We start from the raw sequence: 18,849 nt of genomic DNA on the forward strand, positions 1-18,849 counted from the left end.
GCTCACTGGCTTTCTTCGGCTGTGCTGATCATTGCAGCAACTTCAGCTTCCGCAACCTTTACACCATCAACTTCCGCGATGCATTCATATTTCGAGATATTTGCGCGTTGCTTGATCTTCTTCACATGAAGCAGAAGCCGATCTCCCGGGATAACCGGGCGACGGAATTTCGCATTGTCTATGGTCATGAAATAGACCACGCCGGGGCGTCCGGTCTTACGCTGAAGCAGCGAAATAGCACCTGCTGTCTGCGCCATAGCTTCAACGATCAGTACACCCGGCATGATTGGCTTTTCGGGGAAATGTCCCGAGAAATGCGGCTCGTTGATCGTCACATTCTTGATGCCGGTTGCAGAGACATCACCGTCAATGTCGACAATCCTGTCGATCAGCAAAAACGGATAGCGATGCGGCAACACTGCCAGAAGATCCTGGATATCTGCTGCTTCCAGCTTTGTCTGATTTGCATCACTCATCAGAGGATTGTTCCTTTCTCGATTGCCCGATGCTGCGGATGTTCGCAATATCGCGGAACCACTGCTTGATAGGCCGCGCAGGAATACCACCCCAGCGCTCCCCATCGGGTATGTCATTCATAACGCCGCTCGCTGCGGCAACCTGAACGCGCGAGCCGATAATCAAATGATCGGCAAGCCCCACGCGCCCACCTAACATGGTCTGGTCGCCAATGACACAACTGCCGGAAATGCCGCAATGCGCCGCGACAATACAGAAACGACCAAATCGCACGTTATGTGCGATTTGAACAAGATTATCGATCTTCGTGCCTTCGCCGATGACGGTGTCATTCAACGAACCACGATCAATCGTGGTATTGGCACCAATCTCGACATTGTCCTGAATGATGACCCGACCAAGCTGGGGAACCTTTTCCAAACCGGCAGGGCCAGGAACGTAGCCGAAGCCATCCTGTCCTATTCGAACACCTGGGTGAAGCGAAACCTGGTTGCCTATGAAAGCACACTGAACGGTTACACCCGGCGCTATATAGCTGTTGCGACCTATCTGGCTACCCTCGCCAATGACGGCTGTTGAAGCAACCAACGTACCGGAGCCAACGGTCACCCCCCTCCCGATTACCGCTCCGGCTTCGATGGTTGCGCCATCTTCGATATGGGCGGATGGATGAATAATCGCCGCCGCAGAAACACCCGTTTCTCCAAACCAGCTAACCGGTCTGACAGATGCTGGAAACAGCATTCGACCAACAGATGCGAAATCCCGTTGCGGACTACGGGTAACCAGTGCCGCTATATGCGACGGCACACTATCTACAAGAGCTTCCGTGCAGAGAACGCCTGCAGCATTGATCAAGGAGAGGCCATCGGCGTTCTTCTTGCCCTCGACGAAAGCAAGTGAACCGTCAGATGCATCCTTCAACGAAGAAAGGCGCGAAACAGAGCGCGGCGCAAGCTTCGGGTCACGAAGTCTTGCACCGGTAAAATCTGCAATATCGCCAATCGTGAGTTCACGCGAAGGCGCGAAAAAAACAGGATCTGCCATCAAAACACTTTCTTTCCCGGGGTTTTTACACCCCAGGAAAAGGCAAATCTATTAGAACTTGGTCGAGACACCGAAGTTGAAGTTCTGAACCTTATCGGTATCAGCCTTCGCGATCGGGAACGCATAGTCAAAGCGCAGAGGACCGAACGGAGAAGCCCACATCAAGCTCACACCTGCCGAAGCACGAAGCTTCTTGTCGTCACCAAGAGCACCATCGGTATTGTTACCGTAAAGCGTAGCTGCATCCGCGAACAGAGCACCACGAATGCCCAAGCTTTCCGGAACGAGCGGCATCGGGAACTGAACTTCAGCCGTACCGTTGAAATAGGTCGTGCCACCCAGCCAGTAACGTCTACCATCATTGGCGTCCTGATATGGACCAATGCCGTTGAACTTAAAGCCGCGAATGATGTCCGAATTATTCTTGAACAAGTCGAAGATACGGACGCCGTCATTGCCAAATTCGTGGATATAACCGCCACCGACGCCCAGCATCCCAACGATATCGGCTTCCTGGGAAAGCGTCTTGTAGTAGTTAGCCTTAGCAGTCGTCTTAATATACTTCGCGTCACCGCCCAGACCAGCAAACTCCTGCGTAAACTTGCCATAAAGACCGTCATGCGGATTCTTCATGTCATCGATGGAGTTATAGGTCAGTGAGTAGCTGATCGACGAACGGAGCCAAGGGCTATGCTCTGCCGCTTCCAACAACGCTGGCGCGTAGTAGTTCTCTCTGTCCGCGCGGAACAGGTCGTACTTTTCCTGAACAAGATTATACGCGATACCTGCGGAGAAGTTGTCCGTGATCGGCAGACCGAAACGGATCGTACCACCGGTTTGTTCGACGTCGTAATCGTCATTTACGCGATACGTACGACGGAAAACGTCAAAGCCAGCCGAGAGGCGGTAACCGAGGAAATAAGGCTCGGTAAACGACAGACCGTAATTGCGCATATCGTCCTGACCGGCACCGGCACTGATACGAATATACTGGCCACGTCCGAGGAAGTTACGCTCGGTGATAGCAGCCTCAACCTGAGCACCCGGCGATTCGCCACCGGTCGTATAACCACCACCGATCGAGAACTCGCCGGTCGACTTTTCGACGACGTCAACAACCAGAATAACCTGATCCGGCTCGGAACCGGGTGCAGTGGAAATATTGACCGTCTGGAAGAAATCAAGAGCCTCGAGACGACGCTTCGCACGCTGCACCATGACCTGATTGAAAGCATCGCCTTCGTTCATGTCGAATTCGCGACGAATCACGAAGTCACGGGTCTTGTCGTTGCCGCGGATTTCAATGCGCTGGATGTAAGCGCGCGGACCTTCGTCAACACTATAAACGACCGAGATGGTGTGGTTTTCGAAATCGCGATCACCACGCGGCTCGACCTTTGCAAAGGCGTAGCCACTACCAGCAACATTTTCGGTAACCGCAAGCACCGAATCTTCGATTTCCTTGGCGCTGTAAGGCTTACCCGAACGCGTCTTGACCAGATGGTCCAGCGCCTGCCCTTCAACACCCTCAACGTTGCTTTCGACACTTACATTGCCGAACGTATAGCGCTGACCTTCATCAACCGTGATGGTGATCGTGTATTCGTTGGTCGAAGGATCGAGAACCGCATTCGATGAGATGACGCGGAAATCCGCATAGCCGCGATTGTAATAGAAACGACGGAGCGTTTCCTCGTCAGCCTGAAGGCGACCTTCGTCATACACGTCGTTACGCGTCAGCCACGAAAGCGGATTCGAACGCTTGGTCGAGATTACATCACGCAGACGACGGGAGCCAAATGCCTGATTGCCGACGAAATCGACGTTTGCAATCTTCGTGCGCGAGCCTTCGTTGATTTCATAGACGACGTTCACACGCCCCTGACCAAGATCGACAGTACGCGCACTCACAGTCGCATCACTGCGCCCAATATGTGCGTAAGCTCCCTTGATAGCTTCAACGTCTGCTTCCATCGTTGCAGCTTCATAAGGCGAACGAGCCTTGAGCTGAACCGCGCGAGCGAGATCAGGATCCTTGATCTTCTTGTTGCCCTGGAAAAGGACATTGTTGACGACCGAACGCTCGGAAACATTCACGACGAGCGTACTGCCGGACTGATTGATGCGAACATCCGAGAACAGACCCATCGCGAACAGACGCTTCACCGCAGCATCGATATCGGCGCTGGTGAAAGCCTTGCCCGGACGAATCTCAATGTTGTCACGGATGGACTGTGCGTCGACGCGTGTATTACCGCGCACCTCGATACGGCTAACGACAGCAGCCTCGGCAATATTGACCGAAGCCAGCGAGAGTGCAGCAGTACCCGAAGCCACAAGAGCCACTGACATGGCGAGCGCAGATGCGGCGCCAAAGAATTTAGAACTTGCCGTCATAGGCTTTCCGAACCTTCGTTTTTTCTGTCCCCGGGGCGATTAACCCAGAAAAGCACGTACAGATACAACCGTCATACCCGGTTTTTCCATACAAGCAAGCGTCACGGTTAAATTCTGTTTACTTAAGCAACCAGCGTGGCATCCGCGCCACGCGATTCAAGCGTTATGGTAAACAAATCGCTTAGCTTTTCTAGCAGTCACTCCCAATTTTCACTTCTGTTTAACACCTTCCCCGATCCTCATCGACGAAGGTACGCATCATAGCGGTTAGCTGACTGGAACCCTCCAGCCTGCACCGATCCCCAAGATCACCACCTGAGCCAGCCGGAGAGTCATCTAGCAGGCAAACAGGTCGTTGAAAAGTACGAACCCCATAAATCCCATAACAAGAAGGAACCCCGCACGGTAGAAAATTTCCTGCGCTGCAGCAGACACCGGACTACCTTTTATGGCCTCGACTGCATAGAAAACCAGATGACCACCATCCAGTGGAGGCAGCGGAAACAGGTTCAAAAGCCCTATGCCGACAGACAACATCGCCATCAGTTGAATGAGCCAATCAAAACCCTGACTTGCCGCCTTGCCCGCCATGTTGGCGATCTTGACCGGACCACCAAGCTGGCATTTATCCTCGCGCCCTACCGCGAAACGCTGGAAAAACTCCCCCGTGCGACTGATAATATAGCCTGTCTCCATGACAGCTTGCCCCACTGATTCGAGGGGACCATATTCAATCCGGCGAAAATTACCGACAGCTTCAGTGGTTTCCACACCGATGGCCCCTAGCTTGATCTTGTTTCCAAGCGGGTCGGTTCGCTCGACAATTGCCGGAACAGCCTGCAGGTCCACCATCTTGCCATTACGTTCGACGGTGAAATTCAGCTTGTCTCCTGCTCTTCCCGATACGATACGCTGTACGTCAGAAAAAGTTGTGATCTTTTCGCCATCAACGCTGATAAAGCGATCTCCAGCTTCAAACCCTGCTTCTGCTGCCGGGCTACCTGGCTGGACGCCAGCGATAAGCGGATCGGAAATCTGTCGCCCATAAAGGGCAAAGAAGACGCTAAAGATAATGACCGTCAGAATGATGTTGAAAGCAGGTCCCGCAAAGACGGTCGCCGCGCGCTTCCACACCGGTTGAGTGTGAAATGCCCTTTGCTGCTCATCTTTACTCAGTTTTGCACTATCGACATCGACAGGAGAACTCGTGGCGCTCTCATCACCGATAAACTTGACGTAACCACCAAGCGGAATCGCAGAAATCTTCCACCGTGTTCCGTGCTTATCCGTGAAACCGATCAACTCAGGTCCAAAGCCGATAGAAAAAGCCTGAGAACCAATGCCGCACCAGCGCGCAACTAAGTAATGGCCCATTTCATGGACAAAGACCACAACGGTCAGAACAAAGAGAAATGGAATGATGGTCCCGACAAGCAGGCTTTCGCCACCCAGAAAAAAGGCCAACGCCTCCTGCAAATCACTACTCCTTACAAAGTGCTATCGAGCCACGAAGAGCTGAATGGATTTTGAACTACCCCTAAACTCATTCGTTGCATTCTTAGAAACTGAAAAAAATCGCGGACGGCACATCTGGCTCGGCGAAAATCGCACCAAACAGGTACAAAAGTGCGGCAGCAGCCACAAGTCCATCAACGCGATCCAGAACACCGCCATGCCCCGGCAGAAGACGTCCGGAGTCCTTTGCGCCGAACTGGCGCTTCACCCATGATTCTGCAAGGTCGCCGATCTGCGAAACAATAGACAACAGCAATGCGAGCAGCGGCACGATCCAACTGCCGGGAGACGCTACCAGAGAGGCTACCAGAATTCCTCCAGCCACAGCGGCAGCAGCACCGCCTACGGCGCCGGACCAGGTTTTATTCGGTGAGAAGCGCGGTGCCAGTTTTGGTCCGCCCAGCGCCCGACCATTGAAGTAAGCTGCAATATCGGTGGACCAGACAACGGCGAAGAGGAAAACAATCGCAGTGAAGCCGAACGGCTCGTCACCACGCAGGAGCGAGAGGGACACGGCAGAGAAACCGGCATAGAGAAGTCCAGCCGCTGGCCAGCCTCGCCCAGCCCGCCATTGCGTGACAAAAAGAATGAGGGTGCCCACGAGCAGAACGCCAATCGTCAGCAATGCACTCCGGTCCATTACGAGCAGGATGCTGGTAAGTACCAGCCATCCCCAGCCAAACAGACGAGAAAACGATGTCTGTTTCGATTCGGTCAAGCTCGTCCACTCGTGGAACATAGCCAATCCAATCGCAATCGAAAACAGTGTGAAACCCAAACCGCCGACCCATGTCAGCCATAAGGCGGCTGCACCGAGGACAATGGCAGTAATGATACGGGTTTGCAGATTGGACATTGAGACCTTTCGACGGGCTGGCTTATGCCATACTAGAGCATTTTCAATGGTGCTGCCCCTCGGGAGCCACCTTAGACTGCCGCCCCCTTGGTCGAAGGGCATGCGATTTCGTTTTCAAGTTCCTCCAGCCCGGCGCGCGTTTCAACACCACCGAACCGACGCTCACGCTGGCGAAAAGCCTCATACGCCGCATCAAGGTCGGACGAGCGGAAATCTGGCCAATGAATGGGCAGGAACAAAAACTCTGAATATGCAGCTTGCCAGAGCAGAAAATTCGACAGGCGCATTTCACCGCTTGTGCGGATGATGAGATCTGGATCTGGTATCCCGGCAGTATCGAGATTTGCAGAAACCAGTTCACTGGAAATTGAGGCTGGATCAAGTAGCCCGGCAGCAACATCGCGCGCCAAGCTTCGCACGGCGCGAACGATCTCGTCGCGGGAACCGTAGTTGAAGGCTATGATCAGGTTAAGGCCGGTATTGCGATGCGTAAGCGTCTCCGCTTCGATCAATAGCGCGCGAATATCGCCGGCAAGATCATCGCGTTCGCCGATAATACTGACCCGCACATTGTTGCGATGCAGTTCTGCAAGATCACGACGGATGAAAATCTTCAGCAAACCCAGAAGGTCGTTTACCTCCCCGCTGGGGCGAGACCAGTTTTCTGAAGAAAATGCAAACAATGTAAGGTAGCCGAGGCCACGGTCCCCGGCTGCCCGTACCGTCTCACGAAGAGCTTCCACGCCTGCCCGGTGTCCGGCGCTGCGCGGCAAATTGCGTGCCTTCGCCCAACGGCCATTGCCATCCATGATAATGGCGATGTGGCGCGGATTGGACATGGCGAAGCTCTCCCTCAATGAAAACCATGCAAGGCCTAAACCTGCATGATCTCCCCTTCTTTCACTGCAACAACCTTGTCCATCTCTGCAATGGTTTCGTCGGTCAGCTTCTGCACTTTTTCAGACTGTACCCGGCTGTCATCCTGACTGATGTCGCCGTCCTTCTCCAGCTTTTTCAGCGTGTCCATACCGTCGCGACGGACATGACGAGCAGCAATGCGGCCCTGTTCAGCATATTGATGCGCGATCTTGACCAGTTCCTTGCGGCGCTGTTCATTCAGTTCCGGCAGCGGAATGCGAAGCGTCATACCGTCGGTAATCGGATTGAGGCCCAGCCCGGAATCACGGATGGCGCGTTCTACGGCGCCTACCATGCTCTTGTCCCAGACGGAAACCGAAAGCATACGCGATTCGGGAACAGTGATATTGGCAACCTGATTGATCGGCATCGTGGCGCCGTAGGCTTCGATGGTGATGGGCTCAAGCAGACTGGCGGAAGCACGGCCGGTACGAAGACCATTCAGATCGTGCTTCAAAGAATTGACTGCGCCTTCCATGCGGCGTTTCAGGTCGTTGATGTCGAAAGCATCACTCATACATTTTCTCCTTCAGTACGCAGCAAAGGTCGATCAATTATCGGAAACGATCGTGCAGCGTCCCTTGCCTTGCAGAATTTCGGCCAAGCCGCCGTTTTCATGGATGGAATAGACTATTATCGGAATGTTGTTCTCGCGCGCAAGGGCAACAGCGGCTGTATCCATGACCGCGAGCCCGCGATCGAGAACTTCTTTGTGCGTCAGATGATCGAAACGCGTTGCATTAGGATCCTTTTTCGGGTCCGCAGAGTAGATTCCATCCACCTGTGTGCCCTTCAAAAGAGCATCGGCTTCAATTTCCGCCGCGCGGAGAGCCGCCGCCGAATCCGTCGTAAAGAAAGGATTTCCGGTGCCGCCAGCAAAAATCACGACCTTGCCTTCGTCCATATAGGCCGTGGCCTTTCTCTGCGAGAAGCTCTCACAGATTTCCGGCATGGCTATGGCCGAAAGCACGACGGAATCAACATCGATCTTGTGCAGGGAGGTGCGAAGTGCCAGCGAATTAATGACTGTAGCCAGCATTCCCATGTGATCGCCTGTGACGCGGTCTCCGCCTTTTGAGGCCACAGCGACGCCGCGGAAAATATTGCCGCCACCGATCACCACACCAACTTCAACGCCGAGCGACCGCGCCTGCTTGATATCGTTTGCAATACGGTCCGCGACGGAAACATCGATGCCAAAGCCCTGACTGCCCATCAATGCCTCGCCCGAGGCTTTCAAAAGGACGCGTTTGTAGGCGGGCTTACCGGACATTGGATGCTCTCCGCAGATTGTGATCAACTGGTTGTGTTCGGGTTCCGATACACGAAGGGCACCGCGTTGTCACGCGATGCCCTTCATAATCAAAAGTCTTTTCAGGCAATCAGCGCATTCCGAAAAGTGGAAACCGGTTTTCGGGACAAGATGCGCTGGAAACCAGAATCACTTAGCCCTTGGCAGCAGCAGCCACTTCAGCAGCGAAATCAGTCTCTTCCTTCTCGATGCCTTCGCCGAGAGCGATGCGGGCAAAGCCGACGATCTTGGCCGGAGCACCGATGGTCTTTTCAGCTTCCTTGAGGGCCGCTGCAACCGTCAGGTCCGGATTGATGACGAACGCCTGCGAAAGAAGAACAACTTCTTCGTAGAACTTGCGCATACGGCCTTCGATCATCTTTTCGATGATGTTGTCCGGCTTGCCAGACTCACGGGCCTGCTCGATGAAGATCGACTTTTCGCGCTCGGCAGCAGCCGGATCAACGTCTTCAGCGGTCAGAGCCAGCGGGTTGATTGCAGCAACGTGCATGGCGACCTGGCGACCGAATGCGTTTGCAGCTTCCGCATCGCCAGCGGTTTCGATTGCAACGAGAACGCCGAGCTTGCCGAGGCCATCAGCAACACCATTGTGGATGTAGGTCGCAACAACGCCCTGCGAAACGCTGAGTGCTGCCGAACGGCGGAAACCGATGTTTTCGCCGATGGTTGCAACTGCGTCCTTGGCAGCCTGCGTAACAGTCTTGCCGTCGATATCGGCATTGGCCACTGCTTCTGTCGAACCATCGGTTGACAGGGCAGCCTGGGCAATCTTGCGGACGAGATCCTGGAAGGCATCGTTGCGAGCAACGAAGTCGGTTTCGGAGTTAACTTCAACGACAACAGCCTTGTTGCCGGAAGCTGCAACGCCAACCAAACCTTCAGCAGCCGTACGGCCAGCCTTCTTGTCGGCCTTTGCAATACCCTTGGCGCGCAGCCAGTCAACGGCAGCTTCGATATCGCCATTGGTTTCAGCAAGTGCAGTCTTGCAGTCCATCATGCCGGCGCCGGTGAGGTCGCGGAGTTCTTTGACGAGAGATGCGGAAATGCTCATAATGTCGCCTTTCATGAAAGCGAAGGCACACCGGGTGGGTGTGCCAACTTTTAACCGGCGCTTGGTTTCCGGATCGTAATCTGACCTGAGCATTGCACTTCAGGAATCACAATCCCGCACCGGGATGAAACGAGATTATCCACCCGCCCTATCACCGATATGACGGATGGATGAAATCAAACGCTGATTAAGCGCCTTCAGCCGGAGCTTCGAGGGCAGGCTCAACCGGAGCTTCAGCCTGCGCGCCGACGTCGATACCCATTGCACCCTGCTGGCGCGCAATACCGTCGAGAGCAGCGCGAGCAATCAGGTCGCAATAAAGAGCGATAGCGCGTGCAGCGTCGTCGTTGCCTGGGATCCGGTAGTCGATCTGGTCAGGATCGCAGTTCGAATCGATCACTGCGACAACCGGAATACCAAGACGCTTGGCTTCCTGAATAGCAATCGCTTCCTTGTTGGTGTCGATGATGAACATCAGGTCCGGAACCGAACCCATGTCCTTGATACCGCCAAGGGCACGGTCAAGCTTTTCACGCTCGCGCTCAAGGTTCAGGCGTTCCTTCTTGGTGAAGCCCTGAGCTTCGCCAGCCAGCAGTTCGTCGAGCTTGCGCAGACGCTGGATCGAGTTGGAGATCGTCTTCCAGTTGGTCATCATGCCGCCGAGCCAGCGTGCATTGACGTAGTACTGTGCCGAACGGTTGGCAGCATCGGCGATGATGTCCGAAGCCTGACGCTTCGTGCCAACGAACAGAACACGACCGCCGCGAGCGACCGTGTCCGAAACGACCTTCAGTGCGTTGTGCAGCAGCGGAACAGTCTGGGACAGATCGAGAATGTGGATGTTGTTGCGGTCGCCATAGATGTACGGAGCCATCTTTGGGTTCCAACGGTGGGTCTGGTGACCGAAGTGAACACCAGCTTCCAAAAGCTGACGCATGCTGAATTCAGGCAATGCCATCTGTATTTTCCTTTTCCGGTTGAACCTCCACGGGCTGAGGCGATTGCTCGCCACCGGAGGCTGAGGCAGGATTTCTCCCTGCAAAAGCCCAATCCCGTGTGTGGAATAGGCGCGCTGTTAACTGATCGCGCCGCAAATTGCAAGTCATCTGCACAATATAGCACTGAACAGGCAATCGAACACGCCAGTCAACATGCTATTTACAGGATGCGGCCTGCTTTGCCGCATCGTAGACATCAAGCTTCACCAGTTTTCCGCGCATGGAAAAATCTCCGTAGTCCATTGTAAGGTCGCGGGTAATGCCATTGCGATAGAGCTTGAAATTGATGCGGTAGATCGGCAAGCCATCCTGCTTTTCCTTGTCATCGAAATAGGCAATCGTCACCGGCCAGACCTGATCCTTGGAAAATTTACCCATAACCTTGGTCTCATCATCCGGCAGGGCCTGCTCCTTACCGACAACCACTGTGGTAGCAACCACCCGGTCAGCATCTTCAGAGGCATCGAAAAGCGACGTCTGATAGAATTTCTGCCCAGCTTCCGCTTTTCCGATCAGCTCTTCCATATGGCCGGTCGGAAACTGTGTTCCCTTAAGATCCAGCTTGTTTTCCTTCGGCTTGCTCAGCTCAACAACCGTCTTCCCGCCCTCGAGCTTAGCATCACCGCGTACTTCCTTGACCAGCTCCTTGTCTACGAAGGTCTTGTTGACAAAGCGGAAGTTTTTTCCGTCCGCGCCTTCAAAAGTCGTCGTCTGCTGATCAGTCACCCGCTGTGGCTGCTCTTCCATATCGATCCGCGTGACGAAGCGAAAATTGGTCGTGTAGCCTTCACACGCAGATCCGTTGAACTCGTAAACCATACGACCGGTCAAACCGCTGATGCCCGATTTTTCATCAGCACGATCCAGAGTAAGATCATAGATTGCGCGATGTGGAACCAACGTTACGGTGGAGGCCGCATGGGCGACGCCAGCAAAGCCGGCCCATACACAAGCAGCCGCTCCACTCGCCGCAACCGCACTCTTGAAAAAACGCATACATGAATCTCCCGATGAGTTGACGAGCATGATAAAAAAACTCGTGGCGGAAGCGAGGCAAAAAACGCACCCTTCCCAAAAGCTTCACCGATTCTGCCTATAGGTAGATCGTGAAGTACCTTTGCAAGCAAGGATTAATGCAATGACCGAGACAATCGACAGCCGCCTTAAAAATCTGGGTATATCCATTCCGGAAGCAGCAGCACCCGCCGCCAACTACGTCCCTTTTGCGCAGAGCGGTTCTTTGCTTCTCACATCTGGCCAGCTTCCGCTGGAAGGCGGCAAGCTTGTGCATACGGGTCAGATCGGTGATGAGCTGACGGTAGCGCACGGACAAGCTGCGGCGCGTGCTTGCGCTGTCAACATCCTTGCCCAGGCAAAAGCTGCTCTTGGCGATCTTGGCCGCATCAAACGCATTGTGAAGATTACCGCCTTCGTAGCCTCCACGCCCGATTTTGTGGAACAGCACCTTGTGGCCAATGGCGCTTCCGATCTCCTCGTGGCGGTTCTCGGCGATGCGGGCAAACATGCCCGCTCGGCTGTTGGTGTTGCGAGCCTGCCGCTCAACGCACCTGTCGAAATAGAAGCAATCATCGAGGTTGCCTGACATGACTTCCATCGACTGGATCAAGAAGCGTCCCGTTGCCCATCGCGGACTGCACGATCTCAATAAAGAGCGCTGGGAGAACACCCTTTCAGCGTTCGAAGCAGCGGCCAAAGCGGGTTTCGCGATCGAATGCGATGTTCATCTCACCCGCGATGGCGGTGTTGTCGTGTTTCACGACGATGAACTGAAGCGTCTCGCCGGTCGCGAAGGCTACATCAGCGATTTGGCACTGGCGGAAGCGACTGCGCTGAAGATCGGTGGCACTGCCGATCACGTGCCGACGCTTGCCCAGATGCTTGATCTGGTCGACGGCCGTGTTCCCCTCGTTATCGAACTGAAGGGCATCGAAGGCAAAGATGATGGTCTGGTTCCTGCCGTTGCCAAAGAACTGGCGTCCTATAAGGGCGAAGCCGCGATCATGTCTTTCGATCACCATCTGATCCGCCGTTTCGCAGCAGATGCACCGGGAATTCCTGGCGGCTTAACCGCCGAAGGTACGCGCACGGAAGACTTTGAAAGACATTTCTCCATGCTGGCGCATGGCATTTCCTTCGTATCCTATAACGTGCATCACCTGCCAAATCCGTTCGTTACTTTCGTTCGGGAGAAGTTGCAAATGCCGGTGATCAGTTGGACCGTCCGGGATCGTGAAATGCAAAAGCATAGCGATCTCAATGTCGACCAGATCACGTTCGAAGGCTTTGATCCGCGCGCCCTCGTGGCTTGACGACAACACGCCGAGCGCCGCAAACTGTGCGCGATAACGGCAAAGGAATAGCGGTGAACGACGAAGATCCGCAGAATGAACAAAGCTTCGTTCTCCGTGTCGTTGAGAATATCAGCGAATTCACGGCAAACGAATGGAACAGTCTTGTCGGGGCATCCCGACAGGACATAAATTACAATCCCTTCATTACCCGCGACTTTCTGTTGGCTCTGGAAAAATCCGGCTCAGTTTCACAGAAAGCTGGCTGGCTTCCGCGTCATTTGCGTCTTGAGGATGACCAGGGCCGCCTCATCGGAGCTGTGCCGAACTATCTCAAGGGGCATAGTCAGGGGGAATATGTGTTTGACCACGGATGGGCTGACGCCTTCGAGCGCGCTGGTGGTCGATACTATCCAAAATTTCAGGCAGCAGTACCTTTCACACCGGCCACCGGGCCACGTTTGCTCAACCATGCCGCCTATGAAAGCGAGGCTGTTCGCTTGGCTTTGGCTGGTGGGCTGCGTGAACTGGCAGATCAAACCGGGGTCTCGTCAGCGCATGTTACCTTTGCGCTGCCCGATGAAATTTTCGCACTGGAGCGCGCGGGCTTTCTCCATCGTACAGATCAGCAGTTTCACTTTAAAAACAATAACTTTAAAAGCTATGATGATTTTCTGAATGAGCTTGTATCGCGAAAGCGTAAGGCGCTGAAAAAAGAACGGCGCGAAGCTTTGTCGGATGGCATTGAAATCGACTGGCTGACCGGCAGTGATCTCACAGAAGTCGTATGGGATGATTTTTTTAGATTCTATATGGACACAGGCAGTCGCAAATGGGGACGGCCTTATCTGAACAGGCAGTTCTTTTCGCTAATCGGCGAAAGCATGGCGGAAGACATATTACTCGTCATGGCCAAGCGCAACGGGCGCTACATTGCCGGTGCGATCAACTTCATTGGAGGTAACACCCTCTTCGGCCGTCACTGGGGCTGCATCGAGGACCACCCTTATCTGCATTTCGAGGTTTGCTATCATCAGGCAATCGATTTTGCCATCGATCGTAAGCTTAGCGTCGTTGAAGCCGGTGCACAGGGTGAACATAAAATCGCCCGCGGTTATGTGCCTGTCACGACTCATTCGGCACATTATATCGTCCATGAGGGCTTTCGAAACGCCGTGCGCGACTATCTCGATCATGAACGCCGCGAGGTCGAACAAATTCAAAGCGCCCTGGAAGAACACTCGCCCTTCAGGGATGATTGACCCCATCCACCTTGCCTAACGCGACTTGATACGGTCTGATCCTACCAAACATTTCGCATTGGAGAGAATCGCATGTCCGCCACCTATGACGACAACAATATCTTCGCCAAAATTCTGCGCGGGGAAATCCCGTCCACCCGTGTTTACGAAACGGATGATGTCGTTGCTTTCATGGATGTGATGCCGCAAGGCACGGGCCATACATTGGTTGTGCCAAAGGCACCTTCCCGCAATCTCCTTGACGCCAAACCGGAAACCCTCGCGAACGCTGTTCAAGTAGTACAGAAAATCGCGCAGGCCGTGAAAACGGCATTCAATGCCGATGGTGTAACCGTGATGCAGTTCAACGAACCGGCATCCGGCCAGACCGTCTATCATCTGCATTTCCATGTGATCCCACGCTTTGAAGGCGTGGCGCTCAAGCCGCATACCGGCCAGATGGAAGACGCCGCAGTTCTTTCAGCAAATGCTGAGAAGATTCGTGCAGCACTCTGATATGACTCGCACTTTCAAAGTGTAAGCAGACCGATTACCAGCAGGATTTCCGTAACCAGCACACCGACGAGCAGTCGCTTGTCGGCAATGAGAAAAGCGGCAAATCCTGCTACGGCTGATCCGGTACGCAGCCAGACAGGGGAATTGGCCAGTTCGCCGTTTGGATAGAGAATAAGCTGTGCGATAACACCCGCAACCAGAGCCGTTGCAACGCAGCGCACGAGAACAAGAAACTCTGAATCCTCTCGTATACGCCCGCCGACCAGCACCCCCATCACACGGAAGAGATAGGTTGGAAGTGCACCGGCCAGAAAAATAAAAAGAAACGGCCACCACCAGTTCGAAAAACTATCCCAGTTCATTTAGCTGCTCCCACCGATACGCGACGCATCCGGTGAAAACCGAAAGCTATCAGCCCGCCGAAAATTCCTGTAATCAGCAGGTCATATCCTGGAGCCAGATGGTGAAATATTGGAAACAGAACGATCCCAGAAATCATCGCAACCTGCCCTGCCCGCTCTCGGGCTGAACGCCAGAGCGACGTCAGAAAATACATCGGCGTCAGCATGAAAAGTGCAGCGAAAACAATTGGCGGAAAAGACGTCGATAACGAATAGACGATGGCGACAACGATCGCATTGGTTCCCACCAGAACCATACCGACCCCAGCAAAATAGCTGGTACGCATATCACGCGGGATCTTGCGCAGCTCTTCCATAGCCATGACCCAGGCAGTGACGGCAACGAAATGACACAGAACCACAAGCGTCAGTTTCCGCGTTTTCGGTCCCTGCAACTCGGGAAGCAGTGCGACCACCATCGGCATGAGACGCACAGATGACAGAGCAACGGCGAGAGCTGTGGCAGGCAAAGCCGCACCTGCGCTGATCGCGCCGATCAGAACGACCTTTGCCGGAAGCGCCCAGATGGTAAGCGTCATGAAGACTGCCTGAACAACGGTAATGCCGCTTTCAATCGCCAATCCCGCGAAGCCGATGAACGAGCTCATCAGCAAAAGGGCCGGAATACTGCAAATGCGCGTACAACCGCGCAAGAACCATCGTATGTGACGATGATCTTCTAGATTTTGTTCGGGATGATCGGAATGAATCGGTGGCATGGAGCCACGTTAGAGCAAGGTCCGAGCAAGTTGCACCCGGTTTTTACCGCCCAGCTCGGAAAACCTCAGTTTTCGTTCACGCCAGTCTCGTGCTCAAAACAAAACGGCCCTCAGAGAGGGCCGTTCCGATTGCTCATTATTTTTTGCGCGGCACTTTCGGCACCGACGATTTTGCGGGCGAAGCCTTTGAAGAGGTTTTGGATACCGGCTCAACCTTGCCTGCCAGCACCTTTTCTTTCTCGGCCTTCTTTGGCGCAGCCTTTTTGCGCTGCGGCAGCTTCTTTTCAGCCGGAATGTCCTTCTTCGGGCTTACCGGCTTATCAGCCACGCTTTCAAGCGAAAGATCGGTTTTTCCGTCCGGCTTGGTCACGACATCCACACGGACTGTGCCGCCATGCTTGAGCTTTCCAAACAGCACTTCATCGGCCAATGGCTTCTTGATGTGCTCTTGGATAACACGGGCAAGCGGACGTGCACCCATGCGCTCGTCATAGCCCTTGTCCGCAAGCCAGGCGATTGCGCCCTCGGTCAGTTCAAAGGTCACACCCCGTTCAGCAAGCTGTGCCTCAAGCTGAAGCACAAACTTCTGCACGACCTGGTGAATGACAGGAACAGGCAGCGGACCGAACGGAATGATCGCATCGAGACGGTTGCGGAACTCCGGCGTGAACAGCCGGTTGATCGCTTCCATATCGTCGCCTTCACGCCGGGTCGAACCGAAGCCGATCGCCGCCCTTGCCATATCCGACGCACCGGCATTGGTGGTCATGATCAAAATCACATTGCGGAAATCGATCTTCTTGCCGTTGTGATCGGTCAGCGAACCGTGATCCATCACCTGCAACAGAATGTTGAACAGATCCGGATGAGCCTTCTCGATTTCATCGAGCAGCAGCACGCAATGCGGATGCTGATCCACACCATCTGTCAGAAGGCCGCCCTGATCGAAGCCGACATAGCCGGGAGGCGCACCGATGAGTCGCGATACGGTATGACGCTCCATATATTCCGACATATCAAAACGCAGAAGTTCCACACCGAGCGAGCTCGCCAACTGTTTAGCCACTTCCGTCTTACCGACGCCGGTCGGGCCGGAGAACAGGTAGGAGCCGATTGGCTTGTCCGGTTCACGCAAGCCAGCACGAGCGAGTTTGATCGAGGCCGACAGCGCTTCGATCGCCAGATCCTGACCATAGACGACCCGCTTCAATTCAGCATCCAGATGCGACAGAACCTGTTCGTCATCCTTCGATACCGACTTGGGCGGGATACGGGCCATCGTTGCGATTGTCGCCTCGATTTCCTTTACACCGATGGTCTTCTTGCGCTTGTTCTCCGGCAACAGCATCTGGCTGGCACCGGTTTCGTCAATCACATCGATTGCCTTGTCAGGCAGCTTGCGGTCCGAAATATAACGCGCAGACAATTCCACCGCCGTCTTGATTGCATCGACAGTGTATTTGACCTTGTGGAAATCCTCGAAATAAGGCTTCAGCCCCTTCATGATTTCAATCGCATCCGGGATCGAAGGCTCATTGACATCAATCTTCTGGAAACGGCGCACCAAGGCACGGTCCTTCTCGAAGAACTGACGATATTCCTTATAGGTCGTCGATCCGATGCAACGGATAGCACCTGATGAAAGCGCGGGCTTCAACAGGTTCGATGCATCCATTGCACCACCCGAAGTAGCGCCAGCACCAATCACAGTGTGAATTTCGTCGATGAACAGGACCGCACCCGGATACTCTTCGAGTTCCTTGACGACCTGCTTCAGACGTTCTTCGAAATCACCGCGATAGCGCGTGCCCGCCAGAAGCGTGCCCATGTCGAGCGAGAAAATAGTCGCATCAGCGAGAGCCTCTGGCACTTGTCCTTCGACAATCCGCTTGGCAAGCCCTTCGGCAATGGCGGTTTTGCCAACGCCGGGGTCACCCACATAAAGCGGGTTGTTCTTCGAACGGCGGCAAAGCACCTGAATGGTACGGCTGATTTCGCTGTCACGCCCGATCAGCGGATCGATGCGTCCGGCCTTTGCCTTTTCATTCAGATTGACGCAATAGGCAGACAGCGCGTCCTGCTTCTTCTTGGTGCTTTCTTCCTGTTCAGTGCTTGTCCGCTCTTCGCTTGCGCTCTCTGCGCCACGCGGTGGGCGGGTTTCGCTGCTTTGCGGGCGTTTTGAAATACCGTGCGAGATATAGTTCACGGCATCGTAACGGGTCATCTGCTGTTCCTGGAGGAAATAGGCAGCATGACTTTCCCGTTCCGCAAAGATGGCGACAAGCACATTGGCACCGGTCACTTCCTCACGATTCGAGGACTGTACATGAATGACCGCGCGCTGAATGACGCGCTGGAAAGCGGCAGTTGGTTTGGAATCTTCGTCATAACCTGTAACGAGGTTATCAAGTTCGCGATCAATATAATCGGTAACGATACGTTTGAGATGCTCCAGGTCGACGCTGCAGGCACGCATCACTGCGCCCGCATCCTGATCGTCGATCAAGGCAAGCAAAAGATGTTCGAGCGTCGCATATTCGTGATGCCGCTCGTTTGCTATTGTGAGGGCTTGATGCAGGGCCCTTTCAAGGCTTGGGGAGAACGATGGCATATGACCTCACTTTTTCTCCATCACGCATTGCAGCGGATGCTGGTTTTGGCGGGCGAAATCCATGACCTGGCTGACTTTGGTTTCGGCGACTTCGTATGTAAATACGCCGCACTCGCCGACCCCATGATTGTGAACATGCAACATGATGCGCGTGGCATCATCCTGGTTCTTCTGGAAGAACCGCTGCAGGACATGAACGACGAACTCCATGGGTGTGTAGTCGTCGTTGAGGAGCAGGACACGATAAAGGCTGGGCTTCTTGGTCTTCGGCTGTGTACGCGTGACCACAACGGTGCCGTTTTCCGGACCATTTCCGCCGTCAGTCTTGCTTTGCATGACTATATCAAGATGCCTCATGAAACCTATTACCCGGATGCCCATCTGCCTGACCCAACTTGCCCTATTATGTAGGTCGTCATGTGGTGATTTTAAGCCCTTCATTGGCACTTGCAACCGGGACTTATTGCAATAACGAGGCTTG

The 18,849-nt window shown here is 54.1% G+C and carries 19 protein-coding genes; 4 read left to right on the plus strand and 15 right to left on the minus strand.

Annotated elements, in window-relative coordinates; all coding sequences use genetic code 11:
- Nucleotides 1-2: 2 nt before the first annotated feature.
- The 11 genes from fabZ to eipB all read right to left on the minus strand — a co-directional run bounded on the left by fabZ (nt 3) and on the right by eipB (nt 11,567).
- Nucleotides 3-476: a 3-hydroxyacyl-ACP dehydratase FabZ gene (gene fabZ / locus FIB18_RS14540; protein WP_140021398.1), complete on the minus strand. Its 474-nt coding sequence runs from the start codon at nt 474-476 to the stop codon at nt 3-5.
- Nucleotides 469-1,524, minus strand: a complete 1,056-nt coding sequence (lpxD, locus tag FIB18_RS14545) for a UDP-3-O-(3-hydroxymyristoyl)glucosamine N-acyltransferase (RefSeq protein ID WP_140021399.1) — start codon at nt 1,522-1,524, stop codon at nt 469-471. The genes fabZ and lpxD overlap by 8 nt, the downstream gene beginning before the upstream one ends.
- A 51-nt stretch (nt 1,525-1,575) precedes the next feature.
- Entirely contained in the window at nt 1,576-3,921 is a 2,346-nt protein-coding gene (bamA, locus tag FIB18_RS14550; protein WP_235894898.1) for an outer membrane protein assembly factor BamA, read from the minus strand.
- Nucleotides 3,922-4,257: 336 nt separating this feature from the next.
- On the minus strand, nt 4,258-5,397 hold the full coding sequence (gene rseP, locus FIB18_RS14555; RefSeq protein ID WP_140021400.1) for an RIP metalloprotease RseP: 1,140 nt from the start codon (nt 5,395-5,397) through the stop codon (nt 4,258-4,260).
- A gap of 82 nt (nt 5,398-5,479) precedes the next feature.
- Complete coding sequence (locus FIB18_RS14560; RefSeq protein WP_140021401.1) at nt 5,480-6,292, minus strand: phosphatidate cytidylyltransferase; 813 nt, start codon at nt 6,290-6,292, stop codon at nt 5,480-5,482.
- A 71-nt stretch (nt 6,293-6,363) separates the two neighbouring features.
- Nucleotides 6,364-7,131 carry an isoprenyl transferase gene (locus FIB18_RS14565; protein ID WP_140021402.1) on the minus strand — a complete coding sequence of 256 codons (768 nt, stop codon included), beginning with the start codon at nt 7,129-7,131 and terminating at the stop codon, nt 6,364-6,366.
- Nucleotides 7,132-7,166: 35 nt separating this feature from the next.
- A complete protein-coding gene (gene frr / locus FIB18_RS14570) occupies nt 7,167-7,727 on the minus strand; it encodes a ribosome recycling factor (RefSeq protein ID WP_105542026.1) in 561 nt (186 codons plus the stop codon).
- Between the two features lie 33 nt (nt 7,728-7,760).
- On the minus strand, nt 7,761-8,483 hold the full coding sequence (gene pyrH, locus FIB18_RS14575; protein ID WP_140021403.1) for a UMP kinase: 723 nt from the start codon (nt 8,481-8,483) through the stop codon (nt 7,761-7,763).
- 172 nt (nt 8,484-8,655) lie between these two features.
- On the minus strand, nt 8,656-9,573 hold the full coding sequence (gene tsf, locus FIB18_RS14580; RefSeq protein ID WP_140021404.1) for a translation elongation factor Ts: 918 nt from the start codon (nt 9,571-9,573) through the stop codon (nt 8,656-8,658).
- Between the two features lie 187 nt (nt 9,574-9,760).
- Complete coding sequence (gene rpsB / locus FIB18_RS14585) at nt 9,761-10,531, minus strand: 30S ribosomal protein S2 (RefSeq protein ID WP_140021405.1); 771 nt, start codon at nt 10,529-10,531, stop codon at nt 9,761-9,763.
- Nucleotides 10,532-10,727: 196 nt separating this feature from the next.
- Nucleotides 10,728-11,567 (minus strand): cell envelope integrity protein EipB, encoded by an 840-nt coding sequence (gene eipB, locus FIB18_RS14590; protein WP_140021406.1) that lies wholly within the window; start codon nt 11,565-11,567, stop codon nt 10,728-10,730.
- Between the two features lie 142 nt (nt 11,568-11,709).
- Here eipB and FIB18_RS14595 point away from each other — a divergent pair, with 142 nt between their 5' ends.
- The 4 genes from FIB18_RS14595 (at nt 11,710) to FIB18_RS14610 (ending at nt 14,637) form a co-directional block, all read left to right on the plus strand.
- The gene (locus tag FIB18_RS14595) at nt 11,710-12,174 is read left to right on the plus strand and encodes a RidA family protein (protein ID WP_140021407.1); all 465 of its coding nucleotides are present in this window, start codon (nt 11,710-11,712) and stop codon (nt 12,172-12,174) included.
- Nucleotide 12,175: 1 nt separating this feature from the next.
- A complete protein-coding gene (locus tag FIB18_RS14600; RefSeq protein ID WP_140021408.1) occupies nt 12,176-12,901 on the plus strand; it encodes a glycerophosphodiester phosphodiesterase in 726 nt (241 codons plus the stop codon).
- A gap of 53 nt (nt 12,902-12,954) precedes the next feature.
- The gene (locus FIB18_RS14605; protein ID WP_140021409.1) at nt 12,955-14,142 is read left to right on the plus strand and encodes a GNAT family N-acetyltransferase; all 1,188 of its coding nucleotides are present in this window, start codon (nt 12,955-12,957) and stop codon (nt 14,140-14,142) included.
- Between the two features lie 72 nt (nt 14,143-14,214).
- Nucleotides 14,215-14,637 (plus strand): HIT family protein, encoded by a 423-nt coding sequence (locus tag FIB18_RS14610; protein ID WP_109987757.1) that lies wholly within the window; start codon nt 14,215-14,217, stop codon nt 14,635-14,637.
- Between the two features lie 14 nt (nt 14,638-14,651).
- Here FIB18_RS14610 and FIB18_RS14615 read toward each other — a convergent pair whose 3' ends face one another.
- From FIB18_RS14615 to clpS, 4 genes are all read right to left on the minus strand, one after another.
- Nucleotides 14,652-14,999, minus strand: coding sequence for an AzlD domain-containing protein (locus FIB18_RS14615; RefSeq protein WP_140021410.1), 348 nt, complete (start codon nt 14,997-14,999; stop codon nt 14,652-14,654).
- The gene (locus tag FIB18_RS14620) at nt 14,996-15,646 is read right to left on the minus strand and encodes an AzlC family ABC transporter permease (protein ID WP_235894899.1); all 651 of its coding nucleotides are present in this window, start codon (nt 15,644-15,646) and stop codon (nt 14,996-14,998) included. The genes FIB18_RS14615 and FIB18_RS14620 overlap by 4 nt, the downstream gene beginning before the upstream one ends.
- A gap of 247 nt (nt 15,647-15,893) precedes the next feature.
- Nucleotides 15,894-18,368, minus strand: coding sequence for an ATP-dependent Clp protease ATP-binding subunit ClpA (gene clpA, locus FIB18_RS14625; RefSeq protein WP_140021412.1), 2,475 nt, complete (start codon nt 18,366-18,368; stop codon nt 15,894-15,896).
- Between the two features lie 6 nt (nt 18,369-18,374).
- A complete protein-coding gene (gene clpS / locus FIB18_RS14630; protein WP_061346484.1) occupies nt 18,375-18,704 on the minus strand; it encodes an ATP-dependent Clp protease adapter ClpS in 330 nt (109 codons plus the stop codon).
- Between the last annotated feature and the right edge of the window lie 145 nt (nt 18,705-18,849).

The organism is Brucella pecoris (genome assembly GCF_006376675.1).
GTDB classification, from domain to species: domain Bacteria; phylum Pseudomonadota; class Alphaproteobacteria; order Rhizobiales; family Rhizobiaceae; genus Brucella; species Brucella pecoris.